General features: G+C 42.1%; 19 protein-coding genes. 18 read left to right on the top strand and 1 reads right to left on the bottom strand.

Annotated elements, in window-relative coordinates; all coding sequences use genetic code 11:
* Window positions 1-24: 24 nt before the first annotated feature.
* Window positions 25-480 carry a Fur family transcriptional regulator gene (locus K5Q34_RS09395; RefSeq protein ID WP_014636557.1) on the bottom strand — a complete coding sequence of 152 codons (456 nt, stop codon included), beginning with the start codon at window positions 478-480 and terminating at the stop codon, window positions 25-27.
* A gap of 166 nt (window positions 481-646) precedes the next feature.
* Between K5Q34_RS09395 and truA the strand changes: the two genes are divergently transcribed.
* The 18 genes from truA (at window position 647) to K5Q34_RS09485 (ending at window position 17007) form a co-directional block, all read left to right on the top strand.
* Window positions 647-1396 carry a tRNA pseudouridine(38-40) synthase TruA gene (gene truA, locus K5Q34_RS09400; protein WP_221864893.1) on the top strand — a complete coding sequence of 250 codons (750 nt, stop codon included), beginning with the start codon at window positions 647-649 and terminating at the stop codon, window positions 1394-1396.
* Window positions 1386-2147, top strand: coding sequence for a bifunctional hydroxymethylpyrimidine kinase/phosphomethylpyrimidine kinase (locus K5Q34_RS09405; protein WP_221864894.1), 762 nt, complete (start codon window positions 1386-1388; stop codon window positions 2145-2147). The genes truA and K5Q34_RS09405 overlap by 11 nt, the downstream gene beginning before the upstream one ends.
* Window positions 2137-2622 carry an ECF transporter S component gene (locus K5Q34_RS09410; protein WP_105119338.1) on the top strand — a complete coding sequence of 162 codons (486 nt, stop codon included), beginning with the start codon at window positions 2137-2139 and terminating at the stop codon, window positions 2620-2622. The genes K5Q34_RS09405 and K5Q34_RS09410 overlap by 11 nt, the downstream gene beginning before the upstream one ends.
* Entirely contained in the window at window positions 2603-3166 is a 564-nt protein-coding gene (locus tag K5Q34_RS09415; protein WP_221864895.1) for a TIGR01440 family protein, read from the top strand. The genes K5Q34_RS09410 and K5Q34_RS09415 overlap by 20 nt, the downstream gene beginning before the upstream one ends.
* A gap of 106 nt (window positions 3167-3272) precedes the next feature.
* Window positions 3273-3701, top strand: a complete 429-nt coding sequence (locus K5Q34_RS09420) for an Rrf2 family transcriptional regulator (protein ID WP_105135853.1) — start codon at window positions 3273-3275, stop codon at window positions 3699-3701.
* 77 nt (window positions 3702-3778) lie between these two features.
* Entirely contained in the window at window positions 3779-4780 is a 1002-nt protein-coding gene (locus tag K5Q34_RS09425; protein ID WP_172115892.1) for an NADP-dependent oxidoreductase, read from the top strand.
* A gap of 11 nt (window positions 4781-4791) precedes the next feature.
* A complete protein-coding gene (locus tag K5Q34_RS09430) occupies window positions 4792-5628 on the top strand; it encodes an alpha/beta fold hydrolase (protein WP_172115891.1) in 837 nt (278 codons plus the stop codon).
* Window positions 5629-5763: 135 nt separating this feature from the next.
* Complete coding sequence (locus tag K5Q34_RS09435; RefSeq protein ID WP_253214113.1) at window positions 5764-6363, top strand: DUF1349 domain-containing protein; 600 nt, start codon at window positions 5764-5766, stop codon at window positions 6361-6363.
* A gap of 114 nt (window positions 6364-6477) precedes the next feature.
* Entirely contained in the window at window positions 6478-7761 is a 1284-nt protein-coding gene (gene tig, locus K5Q34_RS09440) for a trigger factor (protein WP_024406467.1), read from the top strand.
* Window positions 7762-7938: 177 nt separating this feature from the next.
* Complete coding sequence (locus tag K5Q34_RS09445; RefSeq protein WP_205014447.1) at window positions 7939-8715, top strand: gamma-glutamyl-gamma-aminobutyrate hydrolase family protein; 777 nt, start codon at window positions 7939-7941, stop codon at window positions 8713-8715.
* An 18-nt stretch (window positions 8716-8733) separates the two neighbouring features.
* Entirely contained in the window at window positions 8734-10131 is a 1398-nt protein-coding gene (locus tag K5Q34_RS09450) for an APC family permease (protein ID WP_105115771.1), read from the top strand.
* A gap of 27 nt (window positions 10132-10158) precedes the next feature.
* Window positions 10159-10539: a Rid family detoxifying hydrolase gene (locus tag K5Q34_RS09455; RefSeq protein WP_221864897.1), complete on the top strand. Its 381-nt coding sequence runs from the start codon at window positions 10159-10161 to the stop codon at window positions 10537-10539.
* Window positions 10540-10542: 3 nt separating this feature from the next.
* Window positions 10543-11679 carry a PLP-dependent aspartate aminotransferase family protein gene (locus tag K5Q34_RS09460; protein ID WP_221864898.1) on the top strand — a complete coding sequence of 379 codons (1137 nt, stop codon included), beginning with the start codon at window positions 10543-10545 and terminating at the stop codon, window positions 11677-11679.
* Between the two features lie 64 nt (window positions 11680-11743).
* A complete protein-coding gene (gene pepV, locus K5Q34_RS09465; RefSeq protein WP_221864899.1) occupies window positions 11744-13141 on the top strand; it encodes a dipeptidase PepV in 1398 nt (465 codons plus the stop codon).
* 54 nt (window positions 13142-13195) lie between these two features.
* Window positions 13196-13888, top strand: a complete 693-nt coding sequence (locus K5Q34_RS09470) for a transcriptional regulator (RefSeq protein ID WP_253214909.1) — start codon at window positions 13196-13198, stop codon at window positions 13886-13888.
* A 285-nt stretch (window positions 13889-14173) separates the two neighbouring features.
* On the top strand, window positions 14174-14869 hold the full coding sequence (locus tag K5Q34_RS09475; protein WP_221864903.1) for a polyphosphate polymerase domain-containing protein: 696 nt from the start codon (window positions 14174-14176) through the stop codon (window positions 14867-14869).
* A 12-nt stretch (window positions 14870-14881) separates the two neighbouring features.
* Complete coding sequence (locus K5Q34_RS09480; RefSeq protein ID WP_024384678.1) at window positions 14882-15559, top strand: DUF4956 domain-containing protein; 678 nt, start codon at window positions 14882-14884, stop codon at window positions 15557-15559.
* A gap of 5 nt (window positions 15560-15564) precedes the next feature.
* Entirely contained in the window at window positions 15565-17007 is a 1443-nt protein-coding gene (locus K5Q34_RS09485; protein ID WP_105183669.1) for a CotH kinase family protein, read from the top strand.
* Window position 17008 lies beyond the last annotated feature (1 nt).

Raw genomic sequence — 17008 nt, forward strand, 5'->3', positions numbered from 1 at the left:
GAAAGCCGCTTTGATATTCGTCTTTTAGCCCTGGCAATCAGGACAAATGCCGTAGATGGATAGCACCTCTTTTGTAATTTTGTAACCAGTTTGGGTATGAGCTTCCTTCTTCAAGCTCGGGATTTCTACATCCATGAAATCAGTAATTTTTCCACAGACTTCACAAATAACATTGAGGTGCTCGTGCCCCATAAAGTCGTAATAAGTAGTATTATCATTGGTCCGTTTCAATTCAGTCACGAACCCTTCTTCCAATAGAAGTTTGAGGTTGTTGTAAACAGTCGCCAGGCTCATGTTGGGGTAGTTAGGGAGTAAATCTTGATAAATCATCTCAGCACTAGGATGGTCATCGCTTTCGATAATGTAGGCAACGACTGCTTTTCTAGTTTCGGTAATGCGTACACCCTTTTCTTTTAGATGTTGGATGACGTGTTCAAAAGCAGTTTGGTTTTCTGCATTGAGGTGAGAATGGAGTTCCATAGTTTCCTCCTTTCGTTATTATTTTATAAAAATTCTAAGATACAATATTCAGTTTCATTATAGTGTATTTGGGAGGTTGTGTCAATTTTGAGACAGGAAATCTGTCATAGGACAGTTTGATGTCTCATGACTTGTTTACATACTTTTCCTGTGCTACAATCAAAACATGACAAGATATAAGGCAATTATTTCCTACGACGGACATGATTTTTCTGGCTTTCAGCGCCAGCCCCATGCCCGTACAGTTCAGGAAGAAATCGAAAAAACGTTAGTAAGATTGAATAGTGGCCAGCCAGTGACCGTTCATGGTGCAGGTCGGACAGATGCAGGTGTACACGCCTACGGTCAGGTTATACACTTTGACTTGGCTGGCAGTCGAGATACTGAGAAGCTCCGCTTTGCCCTGGATACCCAAACACCTGAAGATATTGATGTGGTCCAGGTGGTCCAGGTGGCGGATGATTTTCATTGCCGCTACGCCAAGCACAGCAAGACCTATGAATTTCTGGTGGACATTGGCCGACCCAAGAATCCCATGATGCGCCACTATGCGACCTTCTATCCCTATGATTTGGATTTGGGCTTGATAGAAGAAGCTATTCAGGACCTAGTGGGGACCCATGACTTTACAGGGTTTACGGCATCAGGGACTTCAGTCGAGGACAAGGTGCGGACCATCACGGCTGCGACAATGGAGTATGACCAGCGGCGGCAGTTCTTGATTTTTACCTTTTCAGGCAATGGCTTTTTGTACAAGCAGGTGCGAAATATGGTGGGGACCCTCTTGAAAATTGGTAATGGTCGCATGCCTGTGGGTCAGATTAAGCGGATTTTGGCAGAAAAAGATCGTGGTTTGGCAGGTCCAACTGCGGCAGGTAACGGCCTCTATCTAAAGGAGATTATCTATGAAGACTAAGTATATTTTGGCGCTTTCGGGCAATGATATTTTCAGCGGTGGCGGCCTCCATGCAGACCTGACCACTTACACAGTCCATGGCCTGCATGGCTTTGTGGCGGTTACCTGCTTGACAGCTATGACGGAAAAAGGTTTTGAGGTTATTCCGACAGATGCAGCGGTGTTTGCCCAGCAGTTGGCTAGTTTGAAGGACGTGCCTTTTTCAGCTATCAAGATTGGCTTGCTTCCGACGGTGGAAATAGCAGAGCAGGCCTTGGAATTTATCAAGTCTCATCAGGACATTCCAGTGGTTTTGGATCCGGTCTTGGTCTGTAAGGAAACGCATGATACCGAGGTCAGCCAGATGAGGGATGAACTCTTGAAATTCCTTCCCTATATCAGCATCATCACGCCAAATCTGGCAGAAGCTCAGCTATTGCTCCAAAAAGACATCAAAACGGTGGAAGAGATGGAGCAGGCGGCGGTGGCGCTTTATGATTTGGGTGCCAAGTCGGTGGTCATCAAGGGGGGCAACCGCTTGGGAGGTTCACAGGCTGTCGATGTTTACTATGACGGGCAGGAAGTGGTCGTGCTCAAGTCGCCTCTGCTTTCAGAAAACAATGTGGGGGCAGGCTGTACCTTTGCGTCCAGCATTGCCGGTCAGCTTTTACTAGGTCAGGACTCTTTGGCGGCAGTCCGACTGTCCAAGGACTTTGTCCATGCAGCCATCTTAAAATCAGATCAATATGGGGTAATTCAGTATGAGAAATAAAAAGACGCAAGAACTTGTATTGCTGGCCATTCTAACAGCTTTGACCTTGGTTCTAGCATTTATCCATGTACCAACTCCAAATGGCTTTACATCCTTGCTGGATGTTGGAGTTTTCTTTACCGCCTTTTACTTGGGCAAGAAAGAAGGAGCCATTGTCGGCGGATTGTCAGGGCTTCTGATTGATTTCTTGTTGGGCTATCCCCAGTGGGCTTTCTTTAGCTTGCTTTTTCACGGAGCTCAGGGCTATTTTGCAGGATGGAAAGGGAAAAGTCGTTATCTTGGGCTTGCTCTAGCGAGTATTAGCATGGTTGGAGGATATTATCTAGCTTCTCGACTTTATTTTAATGACCTGAAAGCCATTGAAAGTGTTCTAAGCAATACCTTGCAAAACACAGTTGGTTTGGTACTAGGTTATATCTTGGCTCAGGCAATAGAAAGAATTGGTGCAGTAAATCATGTCATTAAAGGAAATTAAAGACCAAACTAAGCAAGTTGTCGAAGAGATTTTAGAACTCAGCAATCTTCAAAAGGGTCAGATTTTTGTACTGGGTTTGTCTTCTAGTGAGGTCATTGGAGGGCATATTGGCAAAAATTCCAGTCTAGAGGTTGGCGAAGCCGTTGTCGAAACCATTCTGGATATTTTGACTCCCAAGGGCATTTACCTAGCTGTCCAAGGTTGTGAGCACCTCAATCGTGCCTTGGTAGTGGAGCGGGAATTGGCTATCCAGAAAGATTTGGAAATAGTCAATGTCCTCCCCACCCTTCATGCAGGAGGCTCTGGACAGTTGGCAGCCTTCAAATATATGAACGATCCAGTCGAAGTGGAATTTATCACCGCTCAGGCGGGTGTGGACATAGGCGATACGGCGATTGGTATGCACATCAAGCACGTCCAAGTGCCGATTAGACCGAGCTTGCGTGAGATCGGCCAAGCCCATGTCACCGCCCTTGCCAGCCGACCCAAGCTCATCGGCGGAGCCCGTGCGGCCTATCAGGAAGATCAGATACGGAAAAATTAGTCACAGCCAATCGGTTGTGATTTTTTTGAATAAAATCCTTGCCAAGTGGATTTCTTTATGCTAAACTTGTTCTTGTGGTTGATACAAGTTCAAAAGGAGGGTTTCCATGGATACCAAATTTTCAGTAGCTCTGCATATCTTGGCCATGATTAGCGAGAGCAGTGACGTCATGACGTCGCAGGCCTTGGCAACCAGCGTCGGTACCAATGCCAGCTATATCCGCAAGGTCATCGCCCTCTTGAAGAATGCAGGCATCATCCAGTCCCAGCAAGGCAAGGCTGGCTATGAGTTGAGCAAGGATCCGGCGGACATCAGTCTTCTGGACATCTACTATGCCACCCAGGAAGTCACGCATATCCAGCTCTTTCAACAGCACCAGCACGCCAATCAAGCCTGCCCAGTTGGTCGGCACATTGCAGGAGCTGTCCAGCCAATCTTTGCGACCATTGAGCAGGATTTGCAGGATAGATTATCCCAAGAGAGCTTGGCCCAGGTCATTGCTAACTTGTATCAAGAGTCAAAAAAATCCAACTGACTTTCACGAGTCAGTTTCTATTTCACACAACTTGGACTTGTATCTGATACAAGTTGTTAAATAAAAAGGAGTAAACCATGAAAGCAGCACAACACACATCTTATAACAAAAACAATATCGTACTTAACCTAACTGACATTGCTAAACCGAACATCAAACCAGACCAGGTCCTTGTCAAAGTAACCGCAGCAGGTGTCAATCCTCTAGATAACATGATTTCTCGTGGAGATGTCAAGATGATTGTCCCTTACAAATTGCCACAAACAGCGGGCAATGAAGTCGTTGGTTTGGTCGAAGAAGTCGGCTCAAGCGTGACCAATTTTGCAGTTGGCGAGCGTGTCTTTAGCCGTCTTCCCCTCGACACTATCGGTGCTTTTGCCGAGTATGCAGCGGTGGAGGCTACAGCCCTTGCCAAAGTTCCTGCCTATCTGACAGATGTGGAAGCGGCGGCCGTTCCCCTGACTGCCCTGACCATTATGCAGGCACTGGACCTCATGGGTGCAGAGGCTGGCAAGACCATTTTCATCTCAGGCGGGACAGGCGGTGTCGGCGGGATGGCCATTCCCATTGCCAAAGCCAAGGGTTTGACGGTCATTACCAACGGTGATGGGGCAAATGCAGAGCGGGTATTGGCTTTGGGTGCCGACCAGTTTATCGACTACAAGACAGAAGATTACACCAAAACCCTCTCCCAAATCGATTATGTACTGGACACACTTGGCGGTGCAGAAACCGAAAAACAAATGTCTATCATGAAAAAAGGTGGTCACCTTGTTTCCCTCCGTGCCATGCCAAATGGTGAATTTGCCAAACGCATGACCCTACCAAAATGGAAACAATTCCTGTTTGGCTTGGTTGGTCGCAAGTTTGACAAGATGGCGGCAAGCTACGGCGTGCACTACCATTTCATCTTCGTAGAAAGCAATGGTCAACAGTTACAAGAAGTAGCAGACATTTTCAGCAAGTTAGAAATTAAACCGTCTATCGACGCTGTTTACCCATTTGAAGAAGTCAACGCAGCCTTGGACAAGGTCGCCAACGGTCGCTCACGTGGAAAAACTGTCCTTAGTTTTAAATAGTAGGAGTACTTATGTCTTATATCACAACTAAAAATCAATACATTACTGTCGCTGGCAATCAGATTGCCTACCGTGAACTAGGTAAGGGCAAGTCTAAGCTGCCCTTGGTCATGTTGGTCCACTTGGCCGCAACTTTGGACAACTGGGATCCCAAATTGCTAGACTTACTGGCTGAAAAAGAGCACATCATCGTCCTTGATTTGCCTGGCGTCGGAGCCAGTCAAGGCAAGGTAGCTCCTTCGATTCCAGGAATGGCAGAGCAGGCTCATGCTATTATCAAGGCCTTGGGGCATACGAAAATTAACCTGCTCGGTCTTTCTATGGGTGGTTTTATCGCCCAAGAAATCGTTCGTCTTGATAGCCAAATGGTTAACCGCTTGATTCTTGCAGGAACAGGTCCTCGCGGCGGTGTTGAAGTCGATAAGGTGACAGGAAAAACCTTCCGCTATATGCTGAAGGCAGGTCTGAAGCGTGTGGATCCTAAACGCTACATCTTCTACAACCACGATAAAGCAGGACTCCTGGAAGCTGAAAAAGTTTTGGGTCGTATGGGAGAAAGAAAAGCTGAGTATGCAGACAAGGACATGAATATCCCAGGATTTTTAACACAGCTGAAGGCTATCAAACGTTGGGGGAGAGATCCTCAAGAAGATATGGCTTTTATCACGCAACCAACGCTGATCGTCAACGGTGACAAGGATATGCAAGTTCCGACTGAGAACTCTTATATCATGCATGAGAAAATCAAAAACAGCCAACTGATTATCTATCCAAATGCGGGTCACGGATCTATCTTCCAAAATGCAGAGGTATTTTCAACAGCCTTGATAGACTTTTTGGAGGAATAGTACCCGCTAATCTTGACGATACAAGGCCTGCAAAGTCCCCAAAATCACCTCAGCCTGCTCTTAAAAGAGTTGATTGAGTCACTTGTCTTCTTTTTCTTTTGCCTGTATAATAGTCTAAAAATGAAAGGAAATCAAATGAACACGAAGAATTTTTACTGGGTTCGGGAACCCCAAAACTACCAGATCTCAGATAAGGAAATCAGAATCACAACCCAAGCCCATACAGACTTGTGGCAGAAAACCTATTACCATTTTGTTAATGACAATGCTCCCTTGCTCTTGATGGACACGGAGGAAGAGTATTTCTCCTTTACAGTAAAGACAGATTTTTCCAATAGTCATACCCGCTTTGACCAGTGTGGTGTAGTGGTCTATCAGGATTCGGAAAACTGGATTAAGGGCTCGATTGAGTATGAAAATGAAGACTTTCAGCACCTGGGCAGTGTCGTGACCAATCACGGCTTTTCAGACTGGGCAACTCAGGAAATACCAGCTTCTGTCAAGTCAATCTATTACCGTTTGAGCCGACGGGGCAGTGATTTTTGCATTGAAAACTCTAAAGACGGTATCCATTTTGAGCAGATGCGGATTTGCCACTTACATGAAGGCGGTGGAAAAATCCATTTTGGAATCTATGCCTGCTCGCCAGAAAATTCTTCGTTTGAAGCGGTCTTTTCGGAAATGACCTTGACTGACTGCAAGTGGCTGGCCCACGACGGACAACAACCAGATTAGAAGATTAGCTTCCAGCTCTGCCATTTCCCGAAAGTCCATTATAAAATCGTTGAAATCCTTGTCATTTGTGGTATAATGAAGAGTATGCAATAAAATTTTAAGGAGAATGACAGAATGTCTGTATCATTTGAAGCAAAAGAAACAAACCGCGGCGTTTTGACTTTCACAATCGGTCAAGATGCAATCAAACCAGAATTGGACCGCGTTTTCAACAAAGTTAAGAAAGATATCAATCTTCCAGGTTTCCGTAAAGGTCACTTGCCACGTGCCGTTTTCAACCAAAAATTCGGTGAAGAAGCACTTTACCAAGATGTAGTAAATGCACTCTTGCCAGCAGCTTATGAAGCAGCTGTAGCTGAAGCTGGTCTTGAAGTCGTTGCACAACCAAAAATCGACGTTGTATCTATGGAAAAAGGCCAAGACTGGACAATTACTGCTGAAGTTGTGACAAAACCTGAAGTAAAATTGGGTGACTACAAAAACTTGGCAGTTTCAGTAGAAGCAACTAAAGAAGTATCTGACGAAGAAGTAGATGCAAAAATCGAACGTGAGCGCAACAACTTGGCTGAATTGGTCATCAAAGAAGGTCCAGCAGCTGAAGGCGACACAGTTGTTATCGACTTTGTAGGTTCTATCGACGGCGTTGAATTTGACGGCGGTAAAGGTGAGAACTTCTCACTTGGACTTGGTTCAGGTCAATTCATCCCAGGTTTCGAAGCACAATTGGTAGGCCACGCAGCTGGTGAAGAAGTAAACGTTGAAGTGACTTTCCCAGAAGACTATCAAGCAGCTGACCTTGCTGGTAAACCAGCCCTCTTCGTGACAAAAATCCACGAAGTAAAAGCAAAAGAAGTTCCAGCTTTGGATGACGAGTTGGCAAAAGACATCGACGAAGAAGTGGAAACACTTGATGAGTTGAAAGCTAAGTACCGTAAAGAATTGGAAGCAGCAAAAGAAGTTGCCTTTGACGATGCAGTTGAATCAGCAGCTCTTGAATTGGCAGTAGAAAACGCTGAAATCGTTGAATTGCCAGAAGAAATGATCCACGAAGAAGTTCACCGTGCAATCAACGAATTCTTGGGTGGTATGCAACAACAAGGTATCTCACCAGATATGTACTTCCAAATCACTGGTACAACTCGTGAAGACCTTCATAAACAATACGAAGCAGATGCTGAAAAACGTACTAAGACAAACTTGGTTGTTGAAGCAGTAGCTAAAGCAGAAGGTTTCGAAGCAACTGAAGAAGAAATCAACAAAGAAATCGAAGACTTGGCAGCAACTTACAAGATGGAAGTGGCGCAAGTTCGTAGCTTGCTTTCACCAGAAATGCTTAAACACGACATCGCTGTGAAGAAAGCTGTAGAAGTGATCACAAGCACTGCAACTGTAAAATAATTATTTGGAAAACTCGACTCTGGTCGGGTTTTTTGTTTAATCATCTTTTTAATGCGATATGATACTTTTTTATAAAAAAATATATTTTTTTATAAAAAAGTATTGTAATCGTTTTCTTTTTGTATTATAATTTGATTATAAAAAAATATAATATTTTATAAAACAAGGAGGATGGCTATGGAATCAAAGTGTTCTAAGCCGATTATTGGGATTTCAGCGAGTATTATCGTTGATTCAGGAGGGATGTTTCCTGGTTATCATAGAGCGTATGTAAATGAAGATTATGTAAACTCTGTTATACGCAGCGGAGGGATTCCGCTCATTATTCCGATTAGTCAAGATGAGACAGTCATTGATGGCTATATTGGTAGTATTGATGGATTAATTCTTTCAGGGGGGCACGATGTCAATCCTTTGAATTATGATGAAGAACCAGATCAGAAATTAGGGGATATTTTCCCATTGCGCGATTGGTTCGATAGTCAACTTTTACAAAAAGCTAAAGAAAAGAGAATTCCAATCTTAGGGATTTGTCGTGGATGTCAAATCATCAATGTGTCACACGGTGGTAGCCTTTGGCAAGATTTATCCTATGCGGAAGGTGTGACAATCAAGCATTGGCAAGCCCATCATCCAGACTTAGCAACTCACTCCATCGAGATCGAAGAAGATTCTGTACTTTATCACGTGCTGGGAGAGAAAAAAGTGATGGTGAACTCTTTCCATCATCAAGTGATTCGTAAGGTGGGAGATGGTTTCAGAGTTGTAGCGAGGGCAAGAGATGGTGTGATTGAAGCGATTGAAAGTACTGACTATCCTTTTATGATTGGTGTACAGTGGCATCCTGAAATGTTACACCATTGCGATGCGGGTATGTGTCGTCTCTTTAAAGCCTTGGTTGAAGCAGCGCAAGGTATGTCAAGTGAAGAGATTTTATATGAAATGGCCGTTTGAGAGTAGGAGGAAAAGGTCATGAAAAAGAAATTAGGTTTTTATTCCATCGTATTGCTGACTATTAATTCCGTTATCGGGACGGGAATTTTCCTATCACCAGGTACGGTAGTTGCTTCTACGGGGCAACAAGCCTTGCTGGTCTATTTACTGGCAGCAGTATTTGCTTCAGTACTTGCGATTACTTTTGCAGCAGCGGCTAAGTACGTTTCTAAAGGTGGTGCAGCCTATGCCTATGCCAAGGCAGCATTCGGAGATAATGTTGGTTTTTATGTCGGAATTACTCGCTATATTGCAGCAAGTATTGCCTGGGGTGTTATGGGGACTGCGGTAGTAAAAACTGTCCTTGGTATATTTGGGTTGGATAATACAAATATGACCTATATCACTCTCGGATTTATCTGTTTGATGGCGGTACTCTTACTTGTAAATATATTCGGTACAAGAATTTTTGAAGTCATCAATAACCTTTCTACTATCGGAAAAGTTGGCGCTTTGGTGACGACAATCGTTGTTGGCTTGGCTATTGTCTTATTTGGCAATGTTAACCAATTCGGTACGATTAGTTCCATTATGAACAGTGCAGGCGAACCTTTAGGTTCCAATCTAGACATGGGTGCTTACTGTATGGCGATTATTGCAGCTTTCTATGCCTTTACTGGTTTTGAAAGTGTAGCGAGTGGTTCTGAGGATATGGAAGCGCCAGAGAAAAACTTACCACGAGCGATCCCGTTGGCAATTGCTATTGTTGCAGCTATTTATATTGGTATTGTTGGGGTTGCTATGATGATTAACCCAGAAGCGATTGTTTCTACTACGGAAGTTGTAGCCTTGGCAGAAGTATTTGACAATAATATTATTCGTAGTATGATTGTAATAGGTGCTTTAGTTTCTATGTTTGGTATCAATGTGGCCGCTTCCTTCCATACGCCTCGTATTTTGGAAGCGATGGCCTTGCAGGGACAAATTCCAAGTGCCTTTACAAAACGTACTGAAAATGGCTTCCCACTGACTTCATTCCTTATCACGATTGGGATTGCTATTTTATTACCGATGGCCTTCGGTTTCAATATGAGCAGTATCATTGTCCTTAGCTCAATTTCACGTTTTATTCAATTTATCATCGTACCATTGGCAGTTATCATTTTCTATTTGGGCAAAGAACGGGGAGAAGCATTGCAAGATGTTAAGAAAAATCCAGTTGTTGATGTCTTCATTCCAGGTCTTGCACTAGCCTTTACATTATTATTGCTTTATAAATTTAGCTGGGCTCAACAATTTACCATCACCTTGGAAAATGGTGAGGTCGTAGCCAATGTATTTGCAATCACAGCTATGGTTATCGGCTATGTTATCTTGCCGATTGTGCTGATGATTTGGAAAAATAGTCAAACAAAAGTTGCTACAGCGACTAACTAAAAGGGGAATCAAAGAGGGGAATCGAATATGGTAGAACGTATTTCAAGTGAAAAAATTCCAGCTGCGGTAGGAAGTTATTCTGCGGCTAGTAAGGTAGGAAATTTGATTTTTACATCAGGACAACTACCAATTAATGTTGAAACAGGCAAAATTGATCAGCCAGAATCAATCGAATGGCAAGTTGCACAGTCGTTGCGGAATGTGCAAGCTATTTTAGAAGATAATGGATCTTCCATGAAAAATATTATCAAGACAACAGTCTATTTAGACAATATAGAGGATTTTGCAAGTTTCAATGCTGTCTATCAAACTTTCTTTGATAGGGACTACCCTGCTAGAACGGCTTTTGAAGTAGGCCGCTTGCCTTTTGGAGCACTTGTAGAGATTGAAGCAATTGCGGAGGTATAGGGAATGAAAGACAATACAAGGTTGTTACATGGTTATCCAGTGTTAGATGAATATACAGGGGCGGCCTCGATTCCTATCTATCAAACCTCAACTTTTCATAATTCAGAATTGTATTGTGACCAGCAAAAGTATTTATACACACGCTTTTCGAACCCGACAACGGATGCGTTAGAAAGTGGCTTAGCTTGCTTAGAACAAGCCACCTTTGCGATAGCATTTGCATCGGGTATGGCCGCAATATCAAATGTTTTGATGTTATTGGAAGCTGGGGACCATGTCATCTTTCCTATTGAGGTGTATGGTGGAACGTGTCAATTTGCTACGAAGATCTTGCCACAATATGGCATTTCAACAAGTTTCGTAGATATGGCTGATTTGGACCAGGTTCGTAAGGTGATAACGGACCAGACCAAGATGCTCTATATAGAAACTCCTTCAAATCCTTTATTAAAGGTAGTAGATATTCGTGCCTTGGTTGAAGTGGCTAAAGAAAATGGCTTGATTTCCGTTATTGACAATACCTTCATGACAGCCTTGTATCAGAGGCCGTTGGAGCTAGGTGTGGACATTGTTGTTGAAAGTGTAACGAAATTTATCAATGGCCATAGCGATGTTGTTGCTGGACTGATTGCAACGAACAACGAAGAATATTATCATAAGCTGAAACTATTCCAAAAAAATTTTGGAGGAATTGTTGGTGTCGAGGATGCCTGGTTGATTTTGCGTGGTATGAAAACAATGGGGCTTCGGATGAAGCAATCTGTACACAATGCGCAGACAATTGCAGACTATTTAGTTTCTCATCCAAAAGTAAAAAAAGTTCATTATCCAGGTCTGGTCAATCATCCAAATCATTCTGTACAGATGCGACAGGCTGCAAATGGCGGTGCGGTACTTTCCTTTGAATTTTACTCAAAAGAGGATATGTTAGCCTTTACTAAGATGATTAAGATACCGATTTTAGCAGTTAGTCTAGGTGGTGTAGAGTCCATTTTATCGCATCCAGCAACCATGTCCCATGCTTGTTTGAGTGAAGAAGAAAGAGCTGAACAAGGGATTAGTGTTAGTCTTCTACGCCTATCTTGCGGTATTGAAGATGTCGAAGATTTACTGGCAGATTTTGAACAAGCACTTGCTTAAGGTATAAAGGACCAGTATAGGGAGTTTCCCATCTGGTTCTTTTATTTTTAGATAAGAGGTTAGTATGAATTGGTTAAATGAAATAAAGAAGTATGAAGAGGAGTTGTTGCAAGATATTTGTGACTTGGTGAGTATTAACTCTGTTCGAGACGATAGTCTAGCGAGCGAGGAGTGTCCGGTCGGACCAGGCCCCAAACGTGCCCTATATGCGGTCGAAACATTATTGAATGAGACAGGGCTGAAAACAGAGATAATCGATAATCTGGTTGTTCAAGCAGACTGGGGAAACTCCGATGAAGTTATTGGGATTATGGGGCATGTTGATGTTGTTGCCGTTGGGGAAGGGTGGTTGTCAGATCCCTTTGTACCGACTTTGCGAGATGGAAGATTGTATGGTCGAGGAGTATTGGACGACAAGGGGCCGTTGGTCTGCGCCATCTTTGCAATAAAAATACTGCAACGGTTAGGAATACATCCAAAGAAGACCGTTCGTTTTATCATTGGAAGTGATGAAGAAAGCGAATGGAAATGTATAAAGGCTTATCAAAAATACCGTAGTTTTCCCAAGGTTGGTTGGGTTCCTGATGCCTATTTCCCTGTTATACATGGTGAAAAGGGGACTAGTATTTTGCAAATCACGACCGGTAGTGTGAATCGTCCTGATTTTTATCTGAAAGAATTTCATGCCGGTGTGCAGGTGAATATGGTTCCTGACAAGGCGGTTGCAGTACTTGAAGCAGAGGAGCCTGAAAAAATATCCCAAGCATTTTATCGTTTTATAAATGACTATTCTGGAATTGCTGGTGAAGTATGCAGACAGGAGAAGAATGTTACCCTGACATTATTTGGGCAATCCGCTCATGGTAGCAAACCATTTTTAGGGGAGAATGCAGCAACCCACCTGGCTCGTTTTTTGGATACTTATTCACGAGTTTCTACAAATCAACAAGATTTTCTATCATTATTGGCTGACTGCCATGAAGATTCATTTGGGGAAAGTTTAGGAATTGCTTATCAGGATCCAGAGATGGGTAAATTGACAGTCAATGTTGGTCAGGTATCTTACACCAAAGAAGCTGGAGGGCTGATTTCGTGTGATTGCCGTTATCCAAAAGGGATTGAATTCTCTAGGATTCAGACTTTGGTGGCATCAAAACTGGGAGAATGTTTCCAAGTGGCTGGATATGAGAAGTTGAGCCCGCATTTTGTTTCTCCATCATCTGAGCTGGTTCAATGTCTGCAAGAAGTTTATCGAGACCAAACAGGCGGACAAGAAGCTCCGCTGGTTATTGGAGGAGCTACCTATGCTCGTCTGATGGAAGAAGGAGTTGCATTCGGTGCGCTATTTCCAGATAGGGAAGATACCATGCATCAGGCGAATGAATACATGGAAGTGGAAGATTTACTGCGGATTGTGGCCATTTATTCGGAAACAATCTATAATTTGGCGTGTTCGTGTTAAAAATTTGCGATTTTCAGTCTGGTGTGATACAAGTAATGTATAAGGAGTCTGGATATGAGTATGAATTCAAAATTAAACCACTATATTCCCTTGGTTGATTTTTTGGCTCAAATTTTGGGGAAGAAGACCGAAATTGTGCTACAAGACTTTTCGCAGGGGCTAGATCACTCGTTGATTTATATAAAAAATAATTTATCCGGCCGTGATATTGGTGCTCCGGCAACGGATTTTGTGTTGGATGTACTCCAGTCGAAGGTTTATAAGGAAAAGGATTATTTGGTAAATTATCGTACAAAAACTTTGGGTGGGAAGGAATTGTACTCCTCTAGTTTTTTTATAAAAGATGATGCTGGTGAGTTGCTCGGTATGATTTGTGTCAATGCTGATAAATCGAAGATGCTAACCTTGAAGCGCTTGTTCGAGTCGGCCTTGGAAGATGTCAATGAAGAACTGGCTAATGAGCAAGTAGAACATGAAGAACCAAATATCGTTGAAAATTTCTATACAACTGCTGGTAGTATGATTGAGGCTGCGATTGAACAAGAAACACATGGGAAAGATGTTGAGCGATTCAAACTATCAAGAACAGAAAAAATAGCAGTTGTACGTTCCTTGTATCAAAAAGGTTTCTTTGATTTCAAAGATGCTATTCCACAGGTGGCTACAGCTTTTAAAATGTCAGAAGTAAGTATTTATAAATACATTCAAATTATAAAAAATGAAGCAAATGGCTTCGTTGATAATTAAAACGATGGTCATCTAGGATGATAGGCTATATTGAAATAACTTGTTTGTAAAACTCGATTTTGATCGGGTTTTTTGTTTTGAGGAAGTGAGTGCTAGGAGAGGGAGGGATGTTGAAGCAGAGGTAACGTAACATAGACAAAATACACATCCCTGTAGTTTATATGTTTTTTTGAGTAGAAGGGTTGTCAAGAAAATAGCAAAGAACTATACTATAATCATAAAACAACTATACAATTGTATTTTTTATTATAGAAAATGGCAAAAGGAATGGAGTGACATGGCTTGATTAATGAAGTGTTGCGGAAGGAGAAGAAGTATCTACTTCCGTTAGAAATGTATTATTATTTGAGCGGAAAGTTAGAAAAAATACTAAAAGTGGATAGCTATGGAAAAGAAGATGGCTACTGCGTACGTTCCCTCTATTTTGATTCTTTAGAGGATGTTGATTGGCAGGAAAAAGAAGATGGTCTTGAAAATCGTCGGAAGATTCGTTTAAGGAATTATGGAAATGGTTCGCAAAATGCCAAATTAGAGTTGAAGCAGAAGCAGGGAGATAATCAGCGGAAACGTTCCCTTTTGATGACAAAAAGTGATGCGATGTCATTGGTTGAAGGGAACACATCAGTGTTATTGGCCTATCCAGATAAATTGGCGACGGAACTTTATTGCCGTATGAACCAGTACTGTTATAAACCTAAGACGATTATTGAATACCGTCGGAAAGCTTTTATTTCTCCTGAAAACGATATTCGAATCACGTTTGATTTTCAAGTACGCGGGACAGAAGCATCCTACGACATCTTTAATAACCATCTGCTGCAATACAGTTTGTTGGATCCTCATCTGGTTATTTTAGAAGTAAAGTACAATGGATTTCTATTGTCGCATATCAAAGATTTGTTGGCAGAGGTGGATGGCAGTGAATTGAGTGCTAGTAAATATTGTATGGGAAGAATGATCAGTAAACATTATAGATTTTAAGAGGGAAGATAGATGAAAGATTTATTACGAAATATTTTAGAACAACATGGAACATTGACAATCCAAGATATGATTATGCATATTGTGGTGGCAGCTATTTTAGGAGGAGTTATCTATGTTTCTTATGCCTATACGCATGCTGGAACGACCTATAGTAAAAAGTTTAACATATCGCTCATGACACTGACGGTACTGACTGCGACTGTTATGACTGTTATTGGGAATAACGTGGCACTGTCCTTGGGGATGGTTGGTGCGCTTTCGGTGGTTCGTTTTAGGACAGCAGTGAAGGATTCTCGCGATACAACCTATATTTTTTGGACGATTGTAGTTGGAATCTGTTGTGGTGTTGGAGATTATATAGTGGCAATGATTGGAAGTAGTGTGATTTTCTTGCTGCTTCTCATCTGGGGAAGGGTTAAAAATGAAAATCGGATGTTATTAATTGTACGAGCTAATCGAGAGTTAGAAGTTCCTTTGGAAGGACTCTTCTTCCAGTATTTTAACGGACATGTTGTTCAACGTGTAAAAAATACAAAAGCAGATATGTTGGAGCTGATTTTTGAGGTCAATCGGCGTGTTTACGACAAATACTATTCAGCAGATAATAGCTTAGTTGAACAAGTCTATCAGTTGGGTGAGGTAGACTATTTTAATGTCGTGACTCAAAGTGATGATATCAATGGATAATATCTATGAAACAAAAAATACTGTATTACTTAGTTTTTATCGGGTTGCTGCTTGGTATTTTTAGTCTACGGATGCTAGACCTGAAACAGCATAAAGAACGATTTTACCATCATAAAGTTTCTCTATCTGCCCAACCAGTGAGTCCAGTTGAGCACTTGGCCAGCCACCTACCGATTATTGAAATTGATACTCTGGATGGGAAGGTAATTCCTCTAGAAAGAGGAGAAAATGAAGGTGGAACAAGACAACAATCTGTACGAGGAACTGTTCGGCTGTACGATAAATTAGATGAAGTAAACCGTGTCGGGGATGGGGCGCGTGTTGAAACGTTGGCGGAAATAGCTTATCGTGGCAATTCCTCTCGGCATTTTGATAAGAAATCAATTAAACTACGTTTTGTCGATAAAAAAGGAGAGGATGTAGAGCACACGGTTGCAGGAATGCCAAAGGAGTCCGAGTGGGTCTTGCATGGTCCATTTTTGGATAGGAGTCTGCTGAGAAATTATATATCCTATAACCTAGCTGGCGAATTGATGGAGTATGCTCCCAATGTCCGTTATAGTGAAGTGATGATTAACGGAGAGTACCAAGGCTTGTATTTAATTGTTGAGAGTATAGAACAGGGAGTGCATAGAATCCCTATTGAAAAAAGTGACAAACGCTCCTTGAAAACATCATATATTGCTGTTTGGGACCGACCGCACAAGGCAAAAAATCCAGTCGATAACTATGTTGGCTATACCTATCAAGCAGATCAGTCATCGCTAGATATTCGCTATCCAAATGTCCGAAAAATAACAGATGCTCAAAAAGACTTTATCCAGCAGGATATTAGTAAGATTGAGAGAATCCTATACTCCTACGATTTAAAACAGTACGGGCACTACGTAGATAAGAATGCTTTTGCGACCTATTTCGTTATCAATGAATTCTTCCGTAATACGGATGCAGGAATATTCTCCACCTATCTCTACAAGGATTTGCGAGATAAAATGAAGATTGCTGTATGGGATTTTAACAACGCATTTGATAACCACAGCGATGTAGAATACGATCGAGCAGGTTTCTCGATGCTGGAGGTTCCGTGGTTTAGCATGATGATCAAGGATAGGGAGTTTATCGATTTAGTCGTTCATAAGTACCATCAACTACGCAAAAATCTGCTCAGTACCAAACGTCTTCACGATCATATTGATAAGACAGTTCAATTTTTAGGGCCAGCCATTCAAAGAAATAATGATAAATGGGGCTACGTCTTTCAGTTGCAAAAAATGGATGAACATAACTATCTCCAGCCCTATGAACGCAATCAAGCAAGTTACGAAGAAGCTGTGCATGTTGTAAAAGCCTTTATTGAAGATCGTGGGAAGTGGTTGGATGAGCATATTGAAACCTTGTATCAATACTGTGCTCCATCCAAAAATACAAATACGCTAGTCGATTATTAGG

Origin of the sequence: Streptococcus sp. 2018110 (assembly GCF_019754115.1) — a bacterium.
Lineage (GTDB): Bacteria > Bacillota > Bacilli > Lactobacillales > Streptococcaceae > Streptococcus > Streptococcus hashimotonensis.